The organism is Snodgrassella sp. M0110 (assembly GCF_016101465.1).
Taxonomy (GTDB): Bacteria; Pseudomonadota; Gammaproteobacteria; order Burkholderiales; family Neisseriaceae; genus Snodgrassella; species Snodgrassella alvi.
Window position 1 is genome coordinate 303325 of the sequence record NZ_JACFQM010000001.1, and the last position, 16462, is coordinate 319786.

Consider the following 16462-nt stretch of genomic DNA (forward strand, 5'->3'; position numbering starts at 1 on the left):
GGGGAAACGGTATGTCTCAAGGTATCGTAACTGCTGCATACATCGTTGCTGCAGTATTGTTTATTCTGAGTCTGGCCGGACTCTCACAGCAGGAAAGTGCCAGACGTGGCTGTTATATGGGCATAGCAGGTATGGCTATTGCGCTGATTGCTACGGTTTTCAGTGAAAATGCGCACGGTCTGGGCTGGGTGATTATTGCCATGGTTATTGGTGGTGCAGTGGGTCTGCAACAGGCTAAGAAAGTGGAAATGACCCAGATGCCGGAGCTGATTGCTATGCTGCACAGCTTTGTCGGATTAGCTGCCGTACTGGTGGGTTTCAACAGCTACATCGACCCTCATGATGTAGACTCAGACATGTTCACCATCCATCTGGTTGAAGTATTTCTTGGGGTATTTATTGGTGCAGTAACCTTTAGTGGTTCATTAGTAGCATGGGGAAAACTGAATGGTAAGATTGCCAGCAGCCCTTTGCAACTACCACACCGGCACCTGCTTAATCTGGGCGCACTGGTATTGTCATTTTTACTGATGCTGTGGTTCGTAGGTGTTGGCGGTTCCGGTTTTGCCCTGATAGTCATGACTCTGATTGCACTGGTATTCGGTTATCATCTGGTCGCTTCGATTGGCGGAGCAGATATGCCGGTAGTCATTTCTATGCTGAATTCTTATTCAGGCTGGGCTGCCGCCGCTGCCGGTTTTATGCTTGATAACGATTTACTGATTGTTACCGGTGCATTAGTCGGTTCGTCCGGTGCGATTTTGTCATATATCATGTGTCAGGCAATGAATCGCAAATTTCTTTCTGTAATTGGCGGTGGTTTCGGTTCAGCGCCGGTAGCCGCAAACAGTGACAATGTACCAGCCGGCGAAGTTCAGGAAATCAAACCTGAGCAGGTAGCAGATACACTGAAAAATGCACATAGCGTCATTATTACGCCAGGATACGGTATGGCGGTGGCTCATGCACAAAATGCAGTGGCCAGTATTACCGCCAAACTGCGCCAGCAAGGTATTAATGTCCGCTTCGGGATTCATCCGGTAGCCGGACGCCTGCCCGGACATATGAATGTATTACTGGCTGAAGCAAAAGTACCTTATGATATTGTACTGGAGATGGACGAAATCAATGATGATTTCAGCGATACTGATGTGGTACTGGTGATTGGTGCCAATGATACAGTCAATCCGGCAGCAGTAACCGATCCGAATAGTCCTATTGCCGGTATGCCGGTATTGCATGTCTGGGAAGCCAAAAACGTGATTGTATTTAAACGTTCAATGCAATCCGGTTATGCAGGTGTAGATAATCCACTGTTTTATGAAGAAAATGTCAGAATGTGTTTTGGTGATGCCAAAGCTACGCTGGATGAAGTGGATAAAAATATTTAACAGTGAAAAAACAGTCTGGTCATTTACCAGACTGTTTTTTTATAAAGCTCGATCAATACAAATCTTAAGAAATTCAAAATAAATCTGGATATTATCCTATCTGCTAAAGATTACAGAATGTTATTTATTGAATAAAGAATCACACCTTCCCCTTTTCCGCCAATCAAATTCATTGCCAAATTAATTGGTCTGTGAACATCAGGCATTATTCAATCAGCGCTTGGGTAATACTACCGGACAAAAATCAGAATCTGTACGGATAAGCGGGCCGCCAACGGCATCTACTGCAATAGGTATAGAAGCAAAAATACCCGGTATCAGGGTTTTCCCCTGTTCATCTTTTACGCCCCCCAGTGTTTCTGCAATTGCAGAAGGTTTACCGGGTAAATTCAGAATAAGACTATTGCCACGCAGTACCCCTACCTGACGCGATAAAATAGCAGTAGGAGTAAAATGCAGACTAATTTGCCGCATTAATTCACCAAAGCCCGGAATTACCCGGTCGGCAACTGCCAGCGTTGCTTCCGGAGTTACATCGCGTAAATAGGGTCCGGTGCCGCCGGTAGTCAGAATCAGAGGGCAGGCATCTTCATCGGCAAGCTGAGTCAGAATACTTTCAATCAGTGGCTGTTCATCCGGAATCAGGTGCTCAACAAATTCCAGAGGATTCAATACTGCACGCTGTAACCATTTTTTCAGTTCAGGCAAACCCTGATCCGTGTAGACGCCAGTAGAAGCCCGGTCACTGATAGAAACCAGACCAATTTTTAATAAAGACAATGTATCCATTTTCAGAGCTCATCCAGCATTACAAAGACAATTATTGTAATATAGACCCTTTAGCATGTCAGTGAAGCAAGATGAATTCAGATGAGTTAACTCATTTCAATAACCGTGGCGAAGCTCATATGGTAGATGTGGGAGCCAAACCGCACAGTAAGCGCATTGCCATTGCAACCGGTATTATCAGTGTCAATGAAACTGCGTTTAATAAAATACGCAATGGTGACAGTAAAAAAGGGGATGTGCTTGGTATTGCACGGATTGCGGCAATACAGGCATCCAAACAAACCAGTAATTTAATACCTTTATGCCATCCGATAGCACTTACCCGGGTTAATGTTGATTTCAGTCTTGATGATGAAAAACGCAGTATTACTATTTGTGTACAAACAGAAAATACGGGGCAGACCGGAGTTGAAATGGAAGCATTAACTGCTGCCAGTGTCGGACTGCTTACTATTTATGATATGCTCAAAGCAGTAGATCGCAGTATGATTATCAGCAATATCTGTCTGCAACACAAAGAGGGTGGCCAGTCCGGTACCTGGCTTCGCCAGCCCTGATCCAGTTAAGGTGAAAGCAAATTCATAGTGATTTTTAGTTATTAAAAAATTATTAAATAAACAGGTATATCAGTGCCACGCTGGTAATAAGCAGCTCAGGCTGTGTATAGTTAATAAATAGCTCTGATGAAGTAAATAATCTTAGTGCCTTCAGTCAAAAAGGCTATATCTACTTTCTTCATCTGCAATATAAACTTTGAGGCGCCTGTTTATTTTATATATAGCAAAAAAGTATCTTAAACATAGACAACGGACCCATATTAATAACTTAGCCAAGGTATACCAGTATCTTAAATTGTTTTTATAAAAAATTGATATTTATAATTATTTTTTAAATGTAATGAAAAAAATTAAATGTATTTTAAATGTAAGAATTAGAGAAATGATTATTTTAACTATACATTAAAAAATTAACATTAAAATTGCAATACTAAGTTTAAGTATAATTTTTTATAATAAAAATATTTAATAACTTAATTAAAATCGATAAAAAAATTAATGAATCTTCCAATGGTGTTTTCTCATAAATTTTAATATATAAATATATAATTATTAGTTATATATTTAGAATAAATAGTTATTTGAACGGTAAGCATCAAAATTTTAAGTATAATAAATAAATAGCTTTTGCTTAAAAAATCTCTATATATATAAATTTATATATAAAATTCCAAATGTTTATTTAATAAAAAATTAATGTTAAAATTACAAAAAAAAAGCTACATCTTTAACAAAATTTCACATATAATGACAATGTAGCTGATACCTCGGAAAAAAGATACTATTACCAATAGATACAATCCAATATTTTGTCGGGCAATTTTTTATATGCTAAAAAACATGCAAAGGTGCAAACCTAGCTGATTTCTGGCATTTTCTTGCGAATGACAAAATGGTATCATCTATCCGGTAGTTAAATACAGATAGTGAATTGCTAAATTAATGTATTTTTTAATACTAATGCTATGCTGTAAATTAATTATTATAGCTTAATATTAAAATTTTAATATAAACATTGTTTGCATTAATGTATTTAAGTATTGTTCCTAATATATTCACATATTAGATTATATAGTAAAGATTACAATTTGCAAGTTTTAATTTAAATATTGTGCAAAAAATGTTGCTTTTTTTTAAATTTATATTTGTAAATTATTGTTTACAAATATGTTTTAAATTAGACCTTACATAGTTTTATTTGAAAGTAATTCCAAAATGGAAAATTTTAACGTCGGGTTTGCCTCTAGAATGCAGGAAGTAGTTACTATTCTGAAAAGTGTTTCTGAATTAGCCAGGAAGGTAGATGTTGCTTACCCTACTGCTTCTAAATGGGTGAAAGAAGGTGCAGAACCGAGTACTACTAATCTAATTAAAATAGCCGATGTTGCACAGGTAAATCTATTATGGCTGGCGACAGGTAAGGGGCCTAAATTTAATTATGATAGTGTAAATAACCACAAAGATTTTTATACTAAACTACCCGATCCATTATCCATGAATACCGGCACTGATCTTAGTGAAAGCAGTCCTGATTATGCCGGCCGTTCCAATGAAATATGTGCAGGAGATTATACATTCATTCCGGTCTGCTCTTTGCAAAATACCAATAAAACAGACGTCTCGGACAATAAAACTTTATGCACAATTGCTTTCAATCGTAGCTGGCTGGAAAATTACCTGAATGTTGATCCGCAGAAATTAAGTACATTTATCGTTAAAGATGACAGTATGGCTGGTGTTTTTAATGACGGAGATCATGTACTGGTTAATCATGGAAAAAAAGAAGGCGGTGACGGTCTGTATGTGTTGCGCATAGGAAAAAATATTCTGGTTAAGCGTACGCAGCTGAAACCGAATAATCAATTATTGGTTACTTCTGCTAACAAAGAATACGAAGCATTTACTGTTGATCTGGCACATATTGAAGAAGATTTTGAAATTATTGGTAAGGTTGAATGGTTTGGTCGCAAGATCTGATATCGATTGATAATTTTAGGTATAAATCAAATTGCTCTTAAATTAATGTGCATAGTAAAGCAAGTAAAATATATGAGAAATATGAAAATATAAATGCTGTTTTATTGTAATAGTATAAATTCCAGTTTGATTTGACATTGTTACCAATCAGCCATTAATTATCTGAGCTGGTGCATAGCAGTAGCGGTATAAAATTCAGAAATCCGTCAGTATTATCTCTGGTAGTGAATTAAAGCCGGCAATTTAGGTTGTCTGGCTTTTTTAAATAGATGGTCATGATCCATTCTGTTTGGTTAGGGTTAATATGCGCGAGATAAACAGATATTTTTATTTGTTAATCAAGTGAACTTAACGTAACTGACTGTCTTTGCTGCCACGCCGGTTGTATAAACTGAATGTTTTCTGCATTTCCTTATCCCGTTCTGCCTGACAGTGAACACAAAAACGAACGCCCTGAATAGCCTGACGACGCCCGATAGGAATTGCTTCGCCACATTCTTCACAAAATTCTGCGCTTTCATCTGCAATATCCATTTGCTGACGGACATGATTGATGGCATCTGCTATCGTGCTTTCAATCTGCTGATTTACCGCATCATCTGATGCCCAGCCGCTGGCCATAATAAGCTCCTTCAAAATAATAGATTATTGATATGGAGTTATATTGTTTGATTTCAATAGATTGCTGATTAATATGGATATTTATTGATAATATAAAGAGGAAATAAATCCGGATTACTGAATTTTTATACTCAAAAATAAAGTAAATCATTGAAGCGGATTTAATATTTTACTTTGAAAGTAATCAATCTGCTTTATGAAAGTCTAATTTGAAAATCATAAAAATTTATATTTGGAAATTATTTTCTATTATGTTTTGCAGACTTATATGTTTTGCAGACTTACGTGAATAAACAATTTTCACCTGTTAATTGGCATATGAAATACAGATTCGGGTGAAACTTAAATTAATCTATCTAAATCATAATTTTATTTACCTGTAACCGGATTGCAATATGCGCTATGGTTTTATAGACTGATTTTGATTTTTCTTGTTAAATCAAAATATTGCTGAATAGGATATCAACTATGGATGCCCAGAAATTTAAAGAATGTGTAGAAGCCTGTAACCGTTGTATTGCTTTATGCCAGTATTGTTCTACTGCCTGTCTGCAGGAAGATGATGTCAAAATGATGGCTAAGTGTATTCATCTGGATATGCAATGTGCGGCAATGTGCACACTGGCTGTTAATTTTATGTGTATGAACAGTCCTTTTATCGTGCAGGTATGTCAGCTGTGCGCTGAAGTATGCCGGGCCTGTGCTCAGGAATGTGGCCGTTTTAAAATGGATCACTGTCAGCGCTGCGCTGAAGCTTGTAATGCTTGCGCGGATAAATGTATGGCTATGGCTGCATAAATAATGAAGTATGTATTGCAAAATTTTTTAAGCCATTGTTTCTGACAATGGCTTTTTTTCTGGTTGTTATATTATTGAAAATATAATTAATTCTATACCGTTTTTAGTTCTAAAATGTTTAAAATAAACAGGGTTAGCCAGATTAATAGCTAACCCTGTTTACTGTGTTAGTCAGATAGCTTTATTTCAGACCAAGTACATCCTGCATATCAAACAAACCATGTGGGTGCTGACGCAGCCAGACTGCCGCCCGGACAGCACCATTAGCGAAAGTAGCACGGCTGGAGGCTTTATGGCTGATTTCTACGCGTTCACCATCAGTAGCAAACAATGCCGTATGTTCGCCAACAATATCACCGGCGCGGATAGTTGAGAAGCCGATTGTCTGCGGATCACGCGCTCCGGTATGTCCCTCACGCCCGTAAACAGCACAGGTTTTTAAATCACGGTCTAGTGCATCGGCAATTACTTCACCCATACGTAAAGCAGTACCGGAAGGAGCATCAACTTTGTGGCGATGATGTGCTTCGATAATTTCAATATCGTAGCCTTCATTTAATACCCGGGCAGCGGTATTAAGCAGAGCAAAGGTTAGATTCACACCTACACTGAAATTAGGAGCAAATACAATGCCAATTTTTTCAGCAGCTGAGGCAATGCGTTGTTTGCCTGTCTCATCGAAACCGGTCGTGCCGATAACATCATTGACACCAAGCCGTTCACAGATAGCCAGATTATTCAGTGTGGATTCCGGTTTGCTGAAATCAATCAGTACATCTGTATTGTCCAGTACTTTTTCAGGGTCGTGACAAATACTAACGCCCAGCTCAAGACCGATGGCAAACCCGGCATCAAGACCGAGAGAAGGAGAGGCATCATGTTCCAGTGCGCCGCTCAGAACACAATCCTGGCGCTGACTTATGCTTTGAATAAGGGCTCTGCCCATACGCCCGTTGGCGCCGGCTACAGCAATTCTTAAACGTGATGTAGACATGTATTACTCCCTTACAGGTACAGGCTGAGCAGTTAAAGCATCACCTTCGGCATGGACCAGTTTACCATTGGCATCAAAGTAAAGTGTTAGCTTCTTTTCTTCCCGAATCTGTTTGTCGCGGGTTATAACAAACAGATAATCCCAGCGGTTGGCATGGAACGGGTCACGCAGTAAGGGCGTGCCAAGCAGCATTTGCACCTGTTCACGGCTCATACCGGGCTGCAAGGAATTTACCACATTCTGGTCAAGCTCATTACCCTGAATAATTTTCAGTTTATACGACGGAATTTGTGTCAGTTTTGCTGTGGAGCATGCGCTCAGGCCTAGAACGGCCACTGCCAGCAGGCAGTATATTTTTTTCATACTGATACCTCTGATCCGGGACGAAACAGTTAACAATGGCGATGTCGACATTGTATGACACCCAGTGGGCAATTGCCTTAAAATTGCGTATTATAGCGAGTATTATTACTTAGTGGTGAAATAAGCATCATGAATAACAATGTAGCTCAATTAAAAGATAGCGGTTTAAAGGTAACTGGCCCCAGACTGAAAATTCTGGAGCTATTTGAAGCTCAGCCTGAACTGCATATGAGTGCAGAAGATGTATACCGGCGCCTGCTTGATGATGGCGTGGAAATCGGTGTGGCCACCATTTATCGTGTGCTTACCCAGTTTGAACAAGCCAATATTCTGTTACGTCATCATTTTGAAACCGGAAAAGCCGTATATGAACTGAATCGCGGCGGTCACCATGATCATCTTGTATGCATTAAATGTGGTAAGGTAACCGAATTTTGCAGTGAAGAAATTGAAAAGCTGCAAAAGAAGATTGCTGATGATAACGGCTACCGTATTGTTGACCATGCTTTATATATGTACGGTGTATGCAGCGAGTGCCAGCAGTTTGACAATAAATATCTCTGAAACTGAAATAAAGGGCAGGATATTCAAATATGAATCAGCCTGAATACCGCTTACGTGTTCCGGTTCTGAGCAGGAATAATCTGGATTTTCCGGATATTGAAACTGCACAGCAACAACGTGACGGATTGGTGGCTGTTGGCGGCGATTTATCTCCTGCCCGAATACTGGCTGCATACCGGCAGGGTATTTTCCCTTGGTATTCACCTGATGAGCCTATTATGTGGTGGTCTTTTGCGCAGCGGATGGTACTATTTCCGGCAGAGTTGAAAATCAGTCGTTCTCTGGCAAAAAATCTGCGCAATAAGCCTTATGCCGTGACCATGAACTATGCTTTCCGGCAGGTGATTGCCAACTGCGCCCAAACGCCGCGCCCCGGGCAGAACGGTACATGGCTGAGCGCAGAAATGCAACAGGCTTACTATTCGTTACATCAGCAGCAGTATGCTTGTTCATTTGAATGCTGGTATCGGGATACAGATGGCAATACTATTCTGGCTGGAGGCTTATACGGCGTGCTGATTGGGCAGATATTCTATGGTGAATCCATGTTTGCTCATGCTTCGGATGCTTCCAAAATAGCTTTTGTGCATGCCGTGCATTATTTGCAGCAACAGGGCGTACCGCTGATAGATTGTCAGGTTTACACTGACTACTTAGCCAGCTTTGGTGCCCGTAAAATTCCTTATGCTGAATTTGCAGCTTGTCTGCATGAGTTTAATCCACGTTCACTGACACAGCCAGACTCTTTCAAATCACAGATACTGGCAGATAATGGTGTTATACCCTTACCCAGAGATAATCCAGAACTGAATTATTGATTATAGGAATATTGTATGTCTTTACAACAAGTAATTGAAACTGCTTTTGAAAACCGCGCGGAAATTACTCCGGCTTCTGTAACTGCCGAAGTAAAGGAAGCTGTAGCTGAAACTTTACAGCAACTGGACAGCGGACATCTGCGTGTGGCTGAAAAACAGGGTAATCAGTGGCTGGTAAATGAATGGGCCAAAAAAGCAGTATTGCTGTCTTTCCGGATTAGTGACAATGTACTGGCAGATGATGCAGTCAATCGCTATTTTGATAAAGTACCTACTAAATTTGCCAACTGGACTGGCGCAGATTTTCAGCAGGCAGGCTTCCGTGCAGTTCCGGGTGCAGTAGTACGTGCCGGCAGTCATATTGGTAAAAATGTAGTACTGATGCCTTCATTTGTTAATATTGGTGCATTTGTTGATGAAGGTACGATGGTTGATACATGGGCAACGGTAGGTTCCTGTGCTCAGATTGGTAAACATGTTCACCTGAGTGGCGGGGTAGGCATAGGTGGTGTACTGGAACCTTTACAGGCAGCACCAACAATTATTGAAGATAACTGTTTTATCGGCGCCCGTTCTGAAATTGTTGAAGGGGTAATTGTCGAAGAGGGCAGTGTAATTTCGATGGGTGTATTTATTGGTCAGTCTACTAAAATTTATGACCGTGAAAGCGGTGAAATCACTTATGGTCGGGTACCAGCCGGTTCTGTTGTGGTTTCAGGCAGTCTACCGGCGAAAGATGGCAGCCATAGCCTGTATTGTGCAGTAATTGTCAAAAAGGTAGATGCCAAAACCCGTGCTAAAACCAGTGTTAATGATTTGCTGCGTGGAATTTAAGTTTATTCAGGTTTTATAAATAAAAGCCTCTTACTTGCTGGTAAGAGGCTTTATCTTTATTATCTGTTGTATTTTAACGTATATTGCGGCTAATTTTATTGGCTATCAAGGTAGCCGCGGTTAATACTGCACCCACCAGCAGCTTGTTGCGCCAGCGTTTGGGTTTGTTCGCCAGCTTAAGTGCTAAACCTCCTGCTGGAATTTTATCCACAATATTCAGCGAGCGCTGCCATAAACGTGATTTATGGGTATTATCGCCATTCTTGAGCTGCTCTGCGAGTAATTTTAATCTCGTACCTTGTGCCTGTATGTCCAGCAATTCGCGTTGCTGTGCGATATTCAGCTTATCGGATTTACTCATGGTCGTCTGTGCTCTCCATTGGCTTCATGCTTGCCGGTGTGTCTGAGATAGCTTAGATCTTCACTCATTGCATCCAGTGTTTTTGTCATAAACTGGCTTTGCTTGCATAACAATTTAATAATCAATATAGTCAGAAGCAGAATCAAAAGTAAAAACAGAATGGCAAGACCAAAAAATACCCATACTTTAGCCTGAGGGGAAAGTACAGTATTCAGACCGAATAATAAACTGATAAATCCCAGAAAAAACATTACTCCGGCAAGTACAACAAGTACCATCAGTACAATAATACTTTGCAGCTGGGCAATCGCATCCAGGCGCAGCATACGTAAGCGAATCCACAATAACTCAGTGCCATAAGTCAGCCAGATTTTCAGCTGACGCAGGTCACGACCAAGATTGCCTATACTCATGGTATATTATCCGTTAAAAAGTAAATTATATTCAGGCAACCGATCGTTAGACCAGATTGCCTGAATGAATTTATGCCGTAAGTTGTTTAGTGTCTGCAACGTCCCAGCAACACACCGGCAAGAAAGCCGACTGCGGCAGCAACACCCATAGCATAGTATGGTTGTTCATGTACCAGCTCATCAGTGCGTTCAGCTGTGGCACGGGCTTTTTCTGCCAGTGTACTTTCGATATCGCACAGTTTGGATTTGGTATTGCTTAGTTTTTTACGAAACTGATCTTTCAATGCTTTAGCCTGATCAGACCCGTTGTCGCCGGCGTTTTCATATAAATCTTCAACTTCATCCAGTACAGAACGTACTTCTTTCATTAAATCTTTTTTTTGTGAATCAAAATCAGCCATGGCAATTCTCCTTCCAATTGGCGTGGAATTTATCTACGATTTAACATCAGCAACCGGCTTAACCCTTGCAGTACGGCAAACAGACTGTCTGTTGTATTGCAATATCGGTTAAAATAATCATTGGCTGCTAACATTTGTTGCACAATGATTACCTTAGCACAAGGTTATTGATTTGCACAGGTATATTATATTGGCGATTAACCGCTTGAATAGAGGTAGATGATGACTGAGCTGGCGCTGGAAAAAATATATTCGGGTAAAGTACGCGATTTGTATGCAATTGACGAGAAACGTATGCTGATGGTAGCTACAGACCGCTTATCGGCTTTTGATGTAATTTTACCTGAACCTATAACAGGAAAAGGCGAAATTCTTACCCAGATATCCAATTTCTGGTTTAAAAAACTGCAACATATTATGCCTAACCATTTCACTGGTGAAACAGTTTATGATGTGCTGCCACGCCAGCAGGCTGACAAAATTGCCAAACGGGCAGTTGTGGTAAAAAAATTAAGCCCGTTGAAAATAGAAGCTATTGTTCGCGGTTATCTTTCTGGCAGTGGCTGGCGTGATTACCAGCAAACCGGAGCTGTTTGCGGAATTAAATTACCAGCCGAATTGCGTGAAGCTGAACAATTACCAGAGGTAATTTTTACTCCATCAAGTAAAGCTGCTGTAGGCGACCATGATGAAAATATCAGTTTGTCACAATGTGCTTCTCTGCTGGGAGAAGAACTGACAGAGCAGGTAAGTGCTAAGGCGATTAAGCTATATTCAGAAGCCGCGGATTATGCTCGCAGTAAAGGCATCATTATTGCCGATACCAAATTTGAATTCGGTTTGGATGAGAATGGTGTTTTAACGCTTATGGATGAAGTGCTTACCCCGGATTCCAGCCGTTTTTGGTCTGTAGACAGCTATCAGGTTGGTAGCAATCCGCCTTCATTCGATAAACAGTTTATCCGTGACTGGCTGGTAGAGTCCGGTTGGAATAAACAACCACCGGCACCACATATACCGGCAGACATAATTTCCAAAACACTGGCTAAATATGAAGAAGCCCTGCATCTGATTGCCGAAGCAAAAATATTATGAATGGCAGGCAAGCGGTCCTGCCAGTATCATCCTATGTATATCAGCTCATATCTTTCCGACAGGATTGTTGAGTAGTGGGGATGGTTTGCCTGCTTTTATTGCTGATTTAGAGCACCATTATCTGATTGTGCTTTGCTTGTGATTTTGCTGATAACGCACTAATAATCAGTCCATTGACCTTATTCTGTATCTGTACTTGTTAAATCTTACTACATAGATAGTTATTAAATTACTCTTTGGATATTACAAATCTCATGATAGATAGTTTGTGATTCAGCAATACAAATGGAAACACCGGATTTATAGATTACAGTATCAGAAAATTGATTCAATAACCGTTTAGCAGCTAACAAGACATAATATTTTAGAAAGATACTAGTATGCTTGTAATTATATTAATCATTGTTGGCATAGTTTTAATCGATTTGATATTAATATTTTGTCTTGTTTGGGTAATAGATAAAATATGGACTGAAGCAAAAGTTAACCCCAAAAAAACAAAATATATAATAAGTTTTTTATTCATAATATTAATTATTGCAGGAGGATTCGGAATAAAAAAACTATTCTATGAAAGATCTCCTTATCGCTTCTGGTATGACATATTAAAAAAGAATTCCATACCTTTTAATATTTCACAGAAAGAGTTTGAGAAAAAGAATAGAGAAGGGTACTGCTGGCGGGACAGAAGGTATTACACCAAAAAAGAGCTTTGGCATAAGGCAATGAAAAGCTTAACTGAGCGGATGATATTTGAGAATAGTTTATTTTGGAATAATGATGTTTTGGATGCCAATGGAGTGAAAAGATGGACTTCTAGTGATTGTAAAAGTCAGAATAATTGCAGAGTATGGCGAATTCCTTTGAATTTAAACAATGAGGAGCTTAAAAAGCATATAGAAGTAGAAGAAGGAGAGAGTTACATGGAAAAAATTGAGGAACTTATTAATACTGATAAAGCACAGAGCTATGTAACATTAGATCAGAATTTTATCAATGATGATTTTAAATTGGAAAATTTAATTTTAATTCAAAGTAATAGTGGTGCTGAGATATATGGTAATAACTGTTGTAGTATTTTAAGTAAGTCTGAATGGTCAATGATCAGTAAAAATTATATTTTAGATTCTACTAAAAGTGATATAGGGACATTTGTGGAAGAAGCTAAAATTCCTGAAAAGATAAATATTAATTCTTGGGGAGTAGGTAATTTTTATCTAAGCACTAATTATTTTATCGCCGGAAATAAAAAAACACTATCCAAAAATTGGAATAATGTGTTTTATTTAAATAATTGTGGTGATGTTTTATATAAACCTTTTTATTTTAAGAAATATTAAATTTATTAAAATTAATCATATTAATGATGCTGATTCCAGATAAGACATAAGATTTGTTATAACTATATAATACACAACCAACTGGCCTCACTATATTTGCTGTTTATTCCAGTCTTATCAGTGAGGCTAATATTATTTTTAAACGGTTTACTGCTAATCTGATATTGAATATTATCAGACTGCATATTAGCCATCCGGCCAATTGCTACTTTATTGTTATCTGATGACGGAAATTACTATGCCACAACATCCCTATCGTCGTTTACGTCCTGCGCGCTATGAGTTACCCGAAGTAGGCATATCCGAATCAGGCAATATACGCTCTCTCCATCTAGGTACATCTACTATACAGAGTTCTATGAATGTCGATGATCCGGCAGAACTGGTGTTATCGTATAGCCGAGCTATGATGGCATGGCTATTGTTTGCCGACAGTATGCCTCGGCATATTACCCAAATAGGTTTGGGCGGTGGTTCATTTGCACGCTGGATAGATGCTTACCTGCCTGATACCTGTCAGACTGCTGTCGATATCAACCCTCAGGTTATCAGTATTGCCCGCAGTATGTTTGAGCTGCCATTTGAGGGCGAAAAATTCGAAATTATTGAAGACGACGGTGCCGAATACATCAAGATACTGCGGGGAAATACAGATATCATTTTGGTTGATGGCTTTGATGGTGAGCAGATTATTGACAGTCTGGTTGCTGAACCTTTTTTTGAGGATTGCCGTCAGGCACTGAGTGAGCATGGTATCTTTGTTACTAACTGGTGGCAGGGTGACAAACGGTTTCAGACTTTTGTACGCCGGTTGCGTAGTGTATTTGACAACAGAGTACTAATGGTGCCGGCTGAAACTCATGGCAATATTGCCGTACTGGCCTTTCAGCAGCCGCCTTCAGTACGTGACTGGGATAAACTGAAAAAACGGGCTGCACAGCGTGCAATTGAATTTAATCTGGATTTGCCCGCTATGCTGGCTTCAGTTAAAACTCAGCAATCACACAGTAATCGTGTGCTGACATTTAATGATTAAATATTTCATACTGGCAAAATGGATATTGCCGGTGTGAACAGAAACAAAGAATAAAGGAAAACCCGTGAGTTATTATGCTAAACATCTTTTTGTCTGCACCAATCGCCGAGATAATCCGTGTCGCCAGAGCTGTGGAGACGATGATGTTGGTGCAGATGCAGTTGATTATCTCAAAGGTCATGCTAAGGCCATGGGGCTGATGGGAGTAGGTGAGCTGCGTATCAGTAGTGCCGGCTGTCTTGGCCGGTGTGATGAAGGGCCGGTTATGGTGCTTTATCCGCAGGGGCGCTGGTATACCTATGTAGACGAAAGTGACCTACAGGAAATATTGGATGAAGAACTGGCAAACGATCGTGTTGTTACCCGATTGTTAATGGATAAACCTGAAAGTAATGAGTAAATCTGATGCTGAAGCAACAACCGAACATCTGGATTAACGGGCCGGCAGGACGGCTTGAAACTATTTATTTACCTGCGCAGGGTACCGCATGTGGTGTGGCTGTAATTAATCATCCCAATCCTTTACAAGGCGGGCTGAATACCAATAAGGTGATACAGACAGCTGCAAAAGCACTTACAGGAATGGGTTTTCACTGTTATCTGCCTAATTTGCGTGGCGTGGGTAATAGCGAAGGAGAGTATGATTATGGTCGCGGTGAAGTGGCGGACTGCCTTGCCGTGGTTGACTTTGCCCGTGCTCAGCATTCAGAAGTTGGTAAACTGGTATTATCCGGTTTTTCTTTCGGTGGCTATGTAGCCTTGTTCAGTGCGCTCACTGCAAGACCGGATGCCTTATTGCTGATGGGTCCGGCTATAGGTATGTATACCATTGATGCACCCAACGCCTATAATCCTGCTACTACATTACTGATTCATGGTGAAAAAGATGAAGTGGTACCGTTGCAGAACAGTCTGAACTGGGCTGAAGGGCAGGACTTGCCCGTATTGGTTGTACCCGGTTCCGGCCATTTTTTTCATGGCAAACTGATTTTACTGCGTCAATGGATTGAAAGGCTATTCCCTGCATTATTAACGAAATAAACGATGATATGCCTTTTGCCAGCAATTATCTGATGTTGGCAACAGGCTATATTTAATTATTACAGTTTTTAATAGAAATATAAGCCATTGCCATTGTTTTAATTAGCTTAAATATGTAAATATAACAATAGAAATATAAATTGTTTACTATTTTATTTAATTAGTTTAACTGCTATTAATACCTATATGGAAAAACTAAAAATTTTAAGAAAATCATGTAATTATACACAAAAAGATTTAGCTGATATTCTGGGGGTAAAATCAAAAGATATAAGTGACTGGGAATCGAATAAATCTCAACCAGAATTAAAAACACTAAGGGATCTTGCGGTAATTTTTGGTACAAGCGTTCTTGATATTTTATGTAATGAAACAGTTTCAACAACACATTGGCAACCATGGCAAAAAGAAAAAATAATTGATTCTTTTTGGGGGCATATTGGTATTCTTTTATGTAATTCTAATAATATTAAATGGTATCCGATTACCTCTGCTACAGCTCAAAGAATTCAAGAAAGCTTGTGTTATGATGAAGATATACATGATAAATTACTTTCTGTTGATACTCTAAATAATCACTTCCTTATTATTAATACTAAATTAATAAAAAAAATTTCACTTCTCGATGATTCATCCGATGCCCCGGAAAATTGGGAAATACCTTGGGATGGATATCAAGGCTTAGGAGCTGAAGAATATTACAATCTTATAGAAGAATATTTTTGGGATGATGAGTACTTTTATGAGAATACTTCAGAAAATTTACAATTAATTATTAAAGATTTGATCGAAGAGAATAATCTTACTGAAGAAAATGTTAAAGAGATAACACATAGTATAAATATTTATTTTTCTGATAATACATCCGAATCCATCAGAATAGAATATGATTCAAAATTTGTTGATACTATTATGGATATTGAATTAGGAGTAAGTAGTAGATTTCGTTGCTTTGAAGATTTAAACGGTGAAAAACATTTTATATCTGAAGAAAATATTGGGTTAATTGATATACCGCTTTATTTATATAAAAAACAGCTTCAGCAATTTTTTGATAATGAATAGGTAA

Annotated in this window: 20 protein-coding genes; 13 read left to right on the plus strand and 7 right to left on the minus strand. The window is 39.1% G+C overall.

The window, feature by feature from the left end; all coding sequences use genetic code 11:
* The first annotated feature begins 11 nt into the window (after positions 1–11).
* Positions 12–1391 carry a Re/Si-specific NAD(P)(+) transhydrogenase subunit beta gene (pntB, locus tag H3T84_RS01385; protein ID WP_078475654.1) on the plus strand — a complete coding sequence of 460 codons (1380 nt, stop codon included), beginning with the start codon at positions 12–14 and terminating at the stop codon, positions 1389–1391.
* Positions 1392–1604: 213 nt separating this feature from the next.
* Here pntB and mog read toward each other — a convergent pair whose 3' ends face one another.
* On the minus strand, positions 1605–2180 hold the full coding sequence (mog, locus tag H3T84_RS01390) for a molybdopterin adenylyltransferase (RefSeq protein ID WP_025331175.1): 576 nt from the start codon (positions 2178–2180) through the stop codon (positions 1605–1607).
* Between the two features lie 71 nt (positions 2181–2251).
* Here mog and moaC point away from each other — a divergent pair, with 71 nt between their 5' ends.
* Both moaC and H3T84_RS01400 read left to right on the plus strand, forming a co-directional pair.
* On the plus strand, positions 2252–2737 hold the full coding sequence (moaC, locus tag H3T84_RS01395) for a cyclic pyranopterin monophosphate synthase MoaC (protein WP_198217318.1): 486 nt from the start codon (positions 2252–2254) through the stop codon (positions 2735–2737).
* A gap of 1215 nt (positions 2738–3952) precedes the next feature.
* Positions 3953–4714, plus strand: coding sequence for a helix-turn-helix transcriptional regulator (locus H3T84_RS01400; RefSeq protein WP_037475831.1), 762 nt, complete (start codon positions 3953–3955; stop codon positions 4712–4714).
* A gap of 348 nt (positions 4715–5062) precedes the next feature.
* Here H3T84_RS01400 and H3T84_RS01405 read toward each other — a convergent pair whose 3' ends face one another.
* Complete coding sequence (locus H3T84_RS01405) at positions 5063–5335, minus strand: DksA/TraR family C4-type zinc finger protein (RefSeq protein ID WP_174833820.1); 273 nt, start codon at positions 5333–5335, stop codon at positions 5063–5065.
* 468 nt (positions 5336–5803) lie between these two features.
* On the opposite strand from H3T84_RS01405, the gene H3T84_RS01410 reads away from it, so the two are divergent.
* Positions 5804–6133, plus strand: a complete 330-nt coding sequence (locus H3T84_RS01410; protein WP_198217326.1) for a four-helix bundle copper-binding protein — start codon at positions 5804–5806, stop codon at positions 6131–6133.
* Positions 6134–6314: 181 nt separating this feature from the next.
* Here the strand turns inward: H3T84_RS01410 and dapB are convergent, their stop codons facing one another.
* Both dapB and H3T84_RS01420 read right to left on the minus strand, forming a co-directional pair.
* Positions 6315–7127, minus strand: coding sequence for a 4-hydroxy-tetrahydrodipicolinate reductase (dapB, locus tag H3T84_RS01415; protein WP_198217328.1), 813 nt, complete (start codon positions 7125–7127; stop codon positions 6315–6317).
* A gap of 3 nt (positions 7128–7130) precedes the next feature.
* The gene (locus H3T84_RS01420; protein ID WP_037475840.1) at positions 7131–7490 is read right to left on the minus strand and encodes an outer membrane protein assembly factor BamE; all 360 of its coding nucleotides are present in this window, start codon (positions 7488–7490) and stop codon (positions 7131–7133) included.
* 129 nt (positions 7491–7619) lie between these two features.
* On the opposite strand from H3T84_RS01420, the gene fur reads away from it, so the two are divergent.
* From fur to dapD, 3 genes are read left to right on the plus strand one after another with little or no spacing between them, the layout of a single operon-like run.
* A complete protein-coding gene (fur, locus tag H3T84_RS01425; protein ID WP_037475842.1) occupies positions 7620–8054 on the plus strand; it encodes a ferric iron uptake transcriptional regulator in 435 nt (144 codons plus the stop codon).
* Between the two features lie 29 nt (positions 8055–8083).
* Complete coding sequence (aat, locus tag H3T84_RS01430; protein ID WP_037475844.1) at positions 8084–8872, plus strand: leucyl/phenylalanyl-tRNA--protein transferase; 789 nt, start codon at positions 8084–8086, stop codon at positions 8870–8872.
* 15 nt (positions 8873–8887) lie between these two features.
* Positions 8888–9706: a 2,3,4,5-tetrahydropyridine-2,6-dicarboxylate N-succinyltransferase gene (dapD, locus tag H3T84_RS01435; protein WP_037475846.1), complete on the plus strand. Its 819-nt coding sequence runs from the start codon at positions 8888–8890 to the stop codon at positions 9704–9706.
* Between the two features lie 73 nt (positions 9707–9779).
* Here the strand turns inward: dapD and H3T84_RS01440 are convergent, their stop codons facing one another.
* From H3T84_RS01440 to H3T84_RS01450, 3 genes are all read right to left on the minus strand, one after another.
* A complete protein-coding gene (locus tag H3T84_RS01440) occupies positions 9780–10067 on the minus strand; it encodes a hypothetical protein (RefSeq protein ID WP_037475848.1) in 288 nt (95 codons plus the stop codon).
* Positions 10064–10480 (minus strand): phage holin family protein, encoded by a 417-nt coding sequence (locus H3T84_RS01445; protein ID WP_198208814.1) that lies wholly within the window; start codon positions 10478–10480, stop codon positions 10064–10066. The genes H3T84_RS01440 and H3T84_RS01445 overlap by 4 nt, the downstream gene beginning before the upstream one ends.
* Before the next feature lie 86 nt (positions 10481–10566).
* Positions 10567–10881, minus strand: a complete 315-nt coding sequence (locus H3T84_RS01450) for a YqjD family protein (protein ID WP_025331163.1) — start codon at positions 10879–10881, stop codon at positions 10567–10569.
* Positions 10882–11103: 222 nt separating this feature from the next.
* Between H3T84_RS01450 and H3T84_RS01455 the strand changes: the two genes are divergently transcribed.
* From H3T84_RS01455 to H3T84_RS01480, 6 genes are all read left to right on the plus strand, one after another.
* The gene (locus H3T84_RS01455) at positions 11104–11976 is read left to right on the plus strand and encodes a phosphoribosylaminoimidazolesuccinocarboxamide synthase (RefSeq protein WP_198217761.1); all 873 of its coding nucleotides are present in this window, start codon (positions 11104–11106) and stop codon (positions 11974–11976) included.
* Between the two features lie 380 nt (positions 11977–12356).
* Complete coding sequence (locus H3T84_RS01460) at positions 12357–13316, plus strand: hypothetical protein (RefSeq protein ID WP_100125833.1); 960 nt, start codon at positions 12357–12359, stop codon at positions 13314–13316.
* Between the two features lie 238 nt (positions 13317–13554).
* Complete coding sequence (locus H3T84_RS01465) at positions 13555–14352, plus strand: polyamine aminopropyltransferase (RefSeq protein ID WP_198217330.1); 798 nt, start codon at positions 13555–13557, stop codon at positions 14350–14352.
* 64 nt (positions 14353–14416) lie between these two features.
* Positions 14417–14752 (plus strand): ferredoxin, encoded by a 336-nt coding sequence (locus H3T84_RS01470; RefSeq protein WP_198217332.1) that lies wholly within the window; start codon positions 14417–14419, stop codon positions 14750–14752.
* Between the two features lie 5 nt (positions 14753–14757).
* Positions 14758–15393: an alpha/beta hydrolase gene (locus tag H3T84_RS01475; RefSeq protein WP_198217334.1), complete on the plus strand. Its 636-nt coding sequence runs from the start codon at positions 14758–14760 to the stop codon at positions 15391–15393.
* A gap of 186 nt (positions 15394–15579) precedes the next feature.
* Positions 15580–16458, plus strand: coding sequence for a helix-turn-helix transcriptional regulator (locus H3T84_RS01480; RefSeq protein ID WP_198217336.1), 879 nt, complete (start codon positions 15580–15582; stop codon positions 16456–16458).
* Positions 16459–16462: the final 4 nt, after the last annotated feature.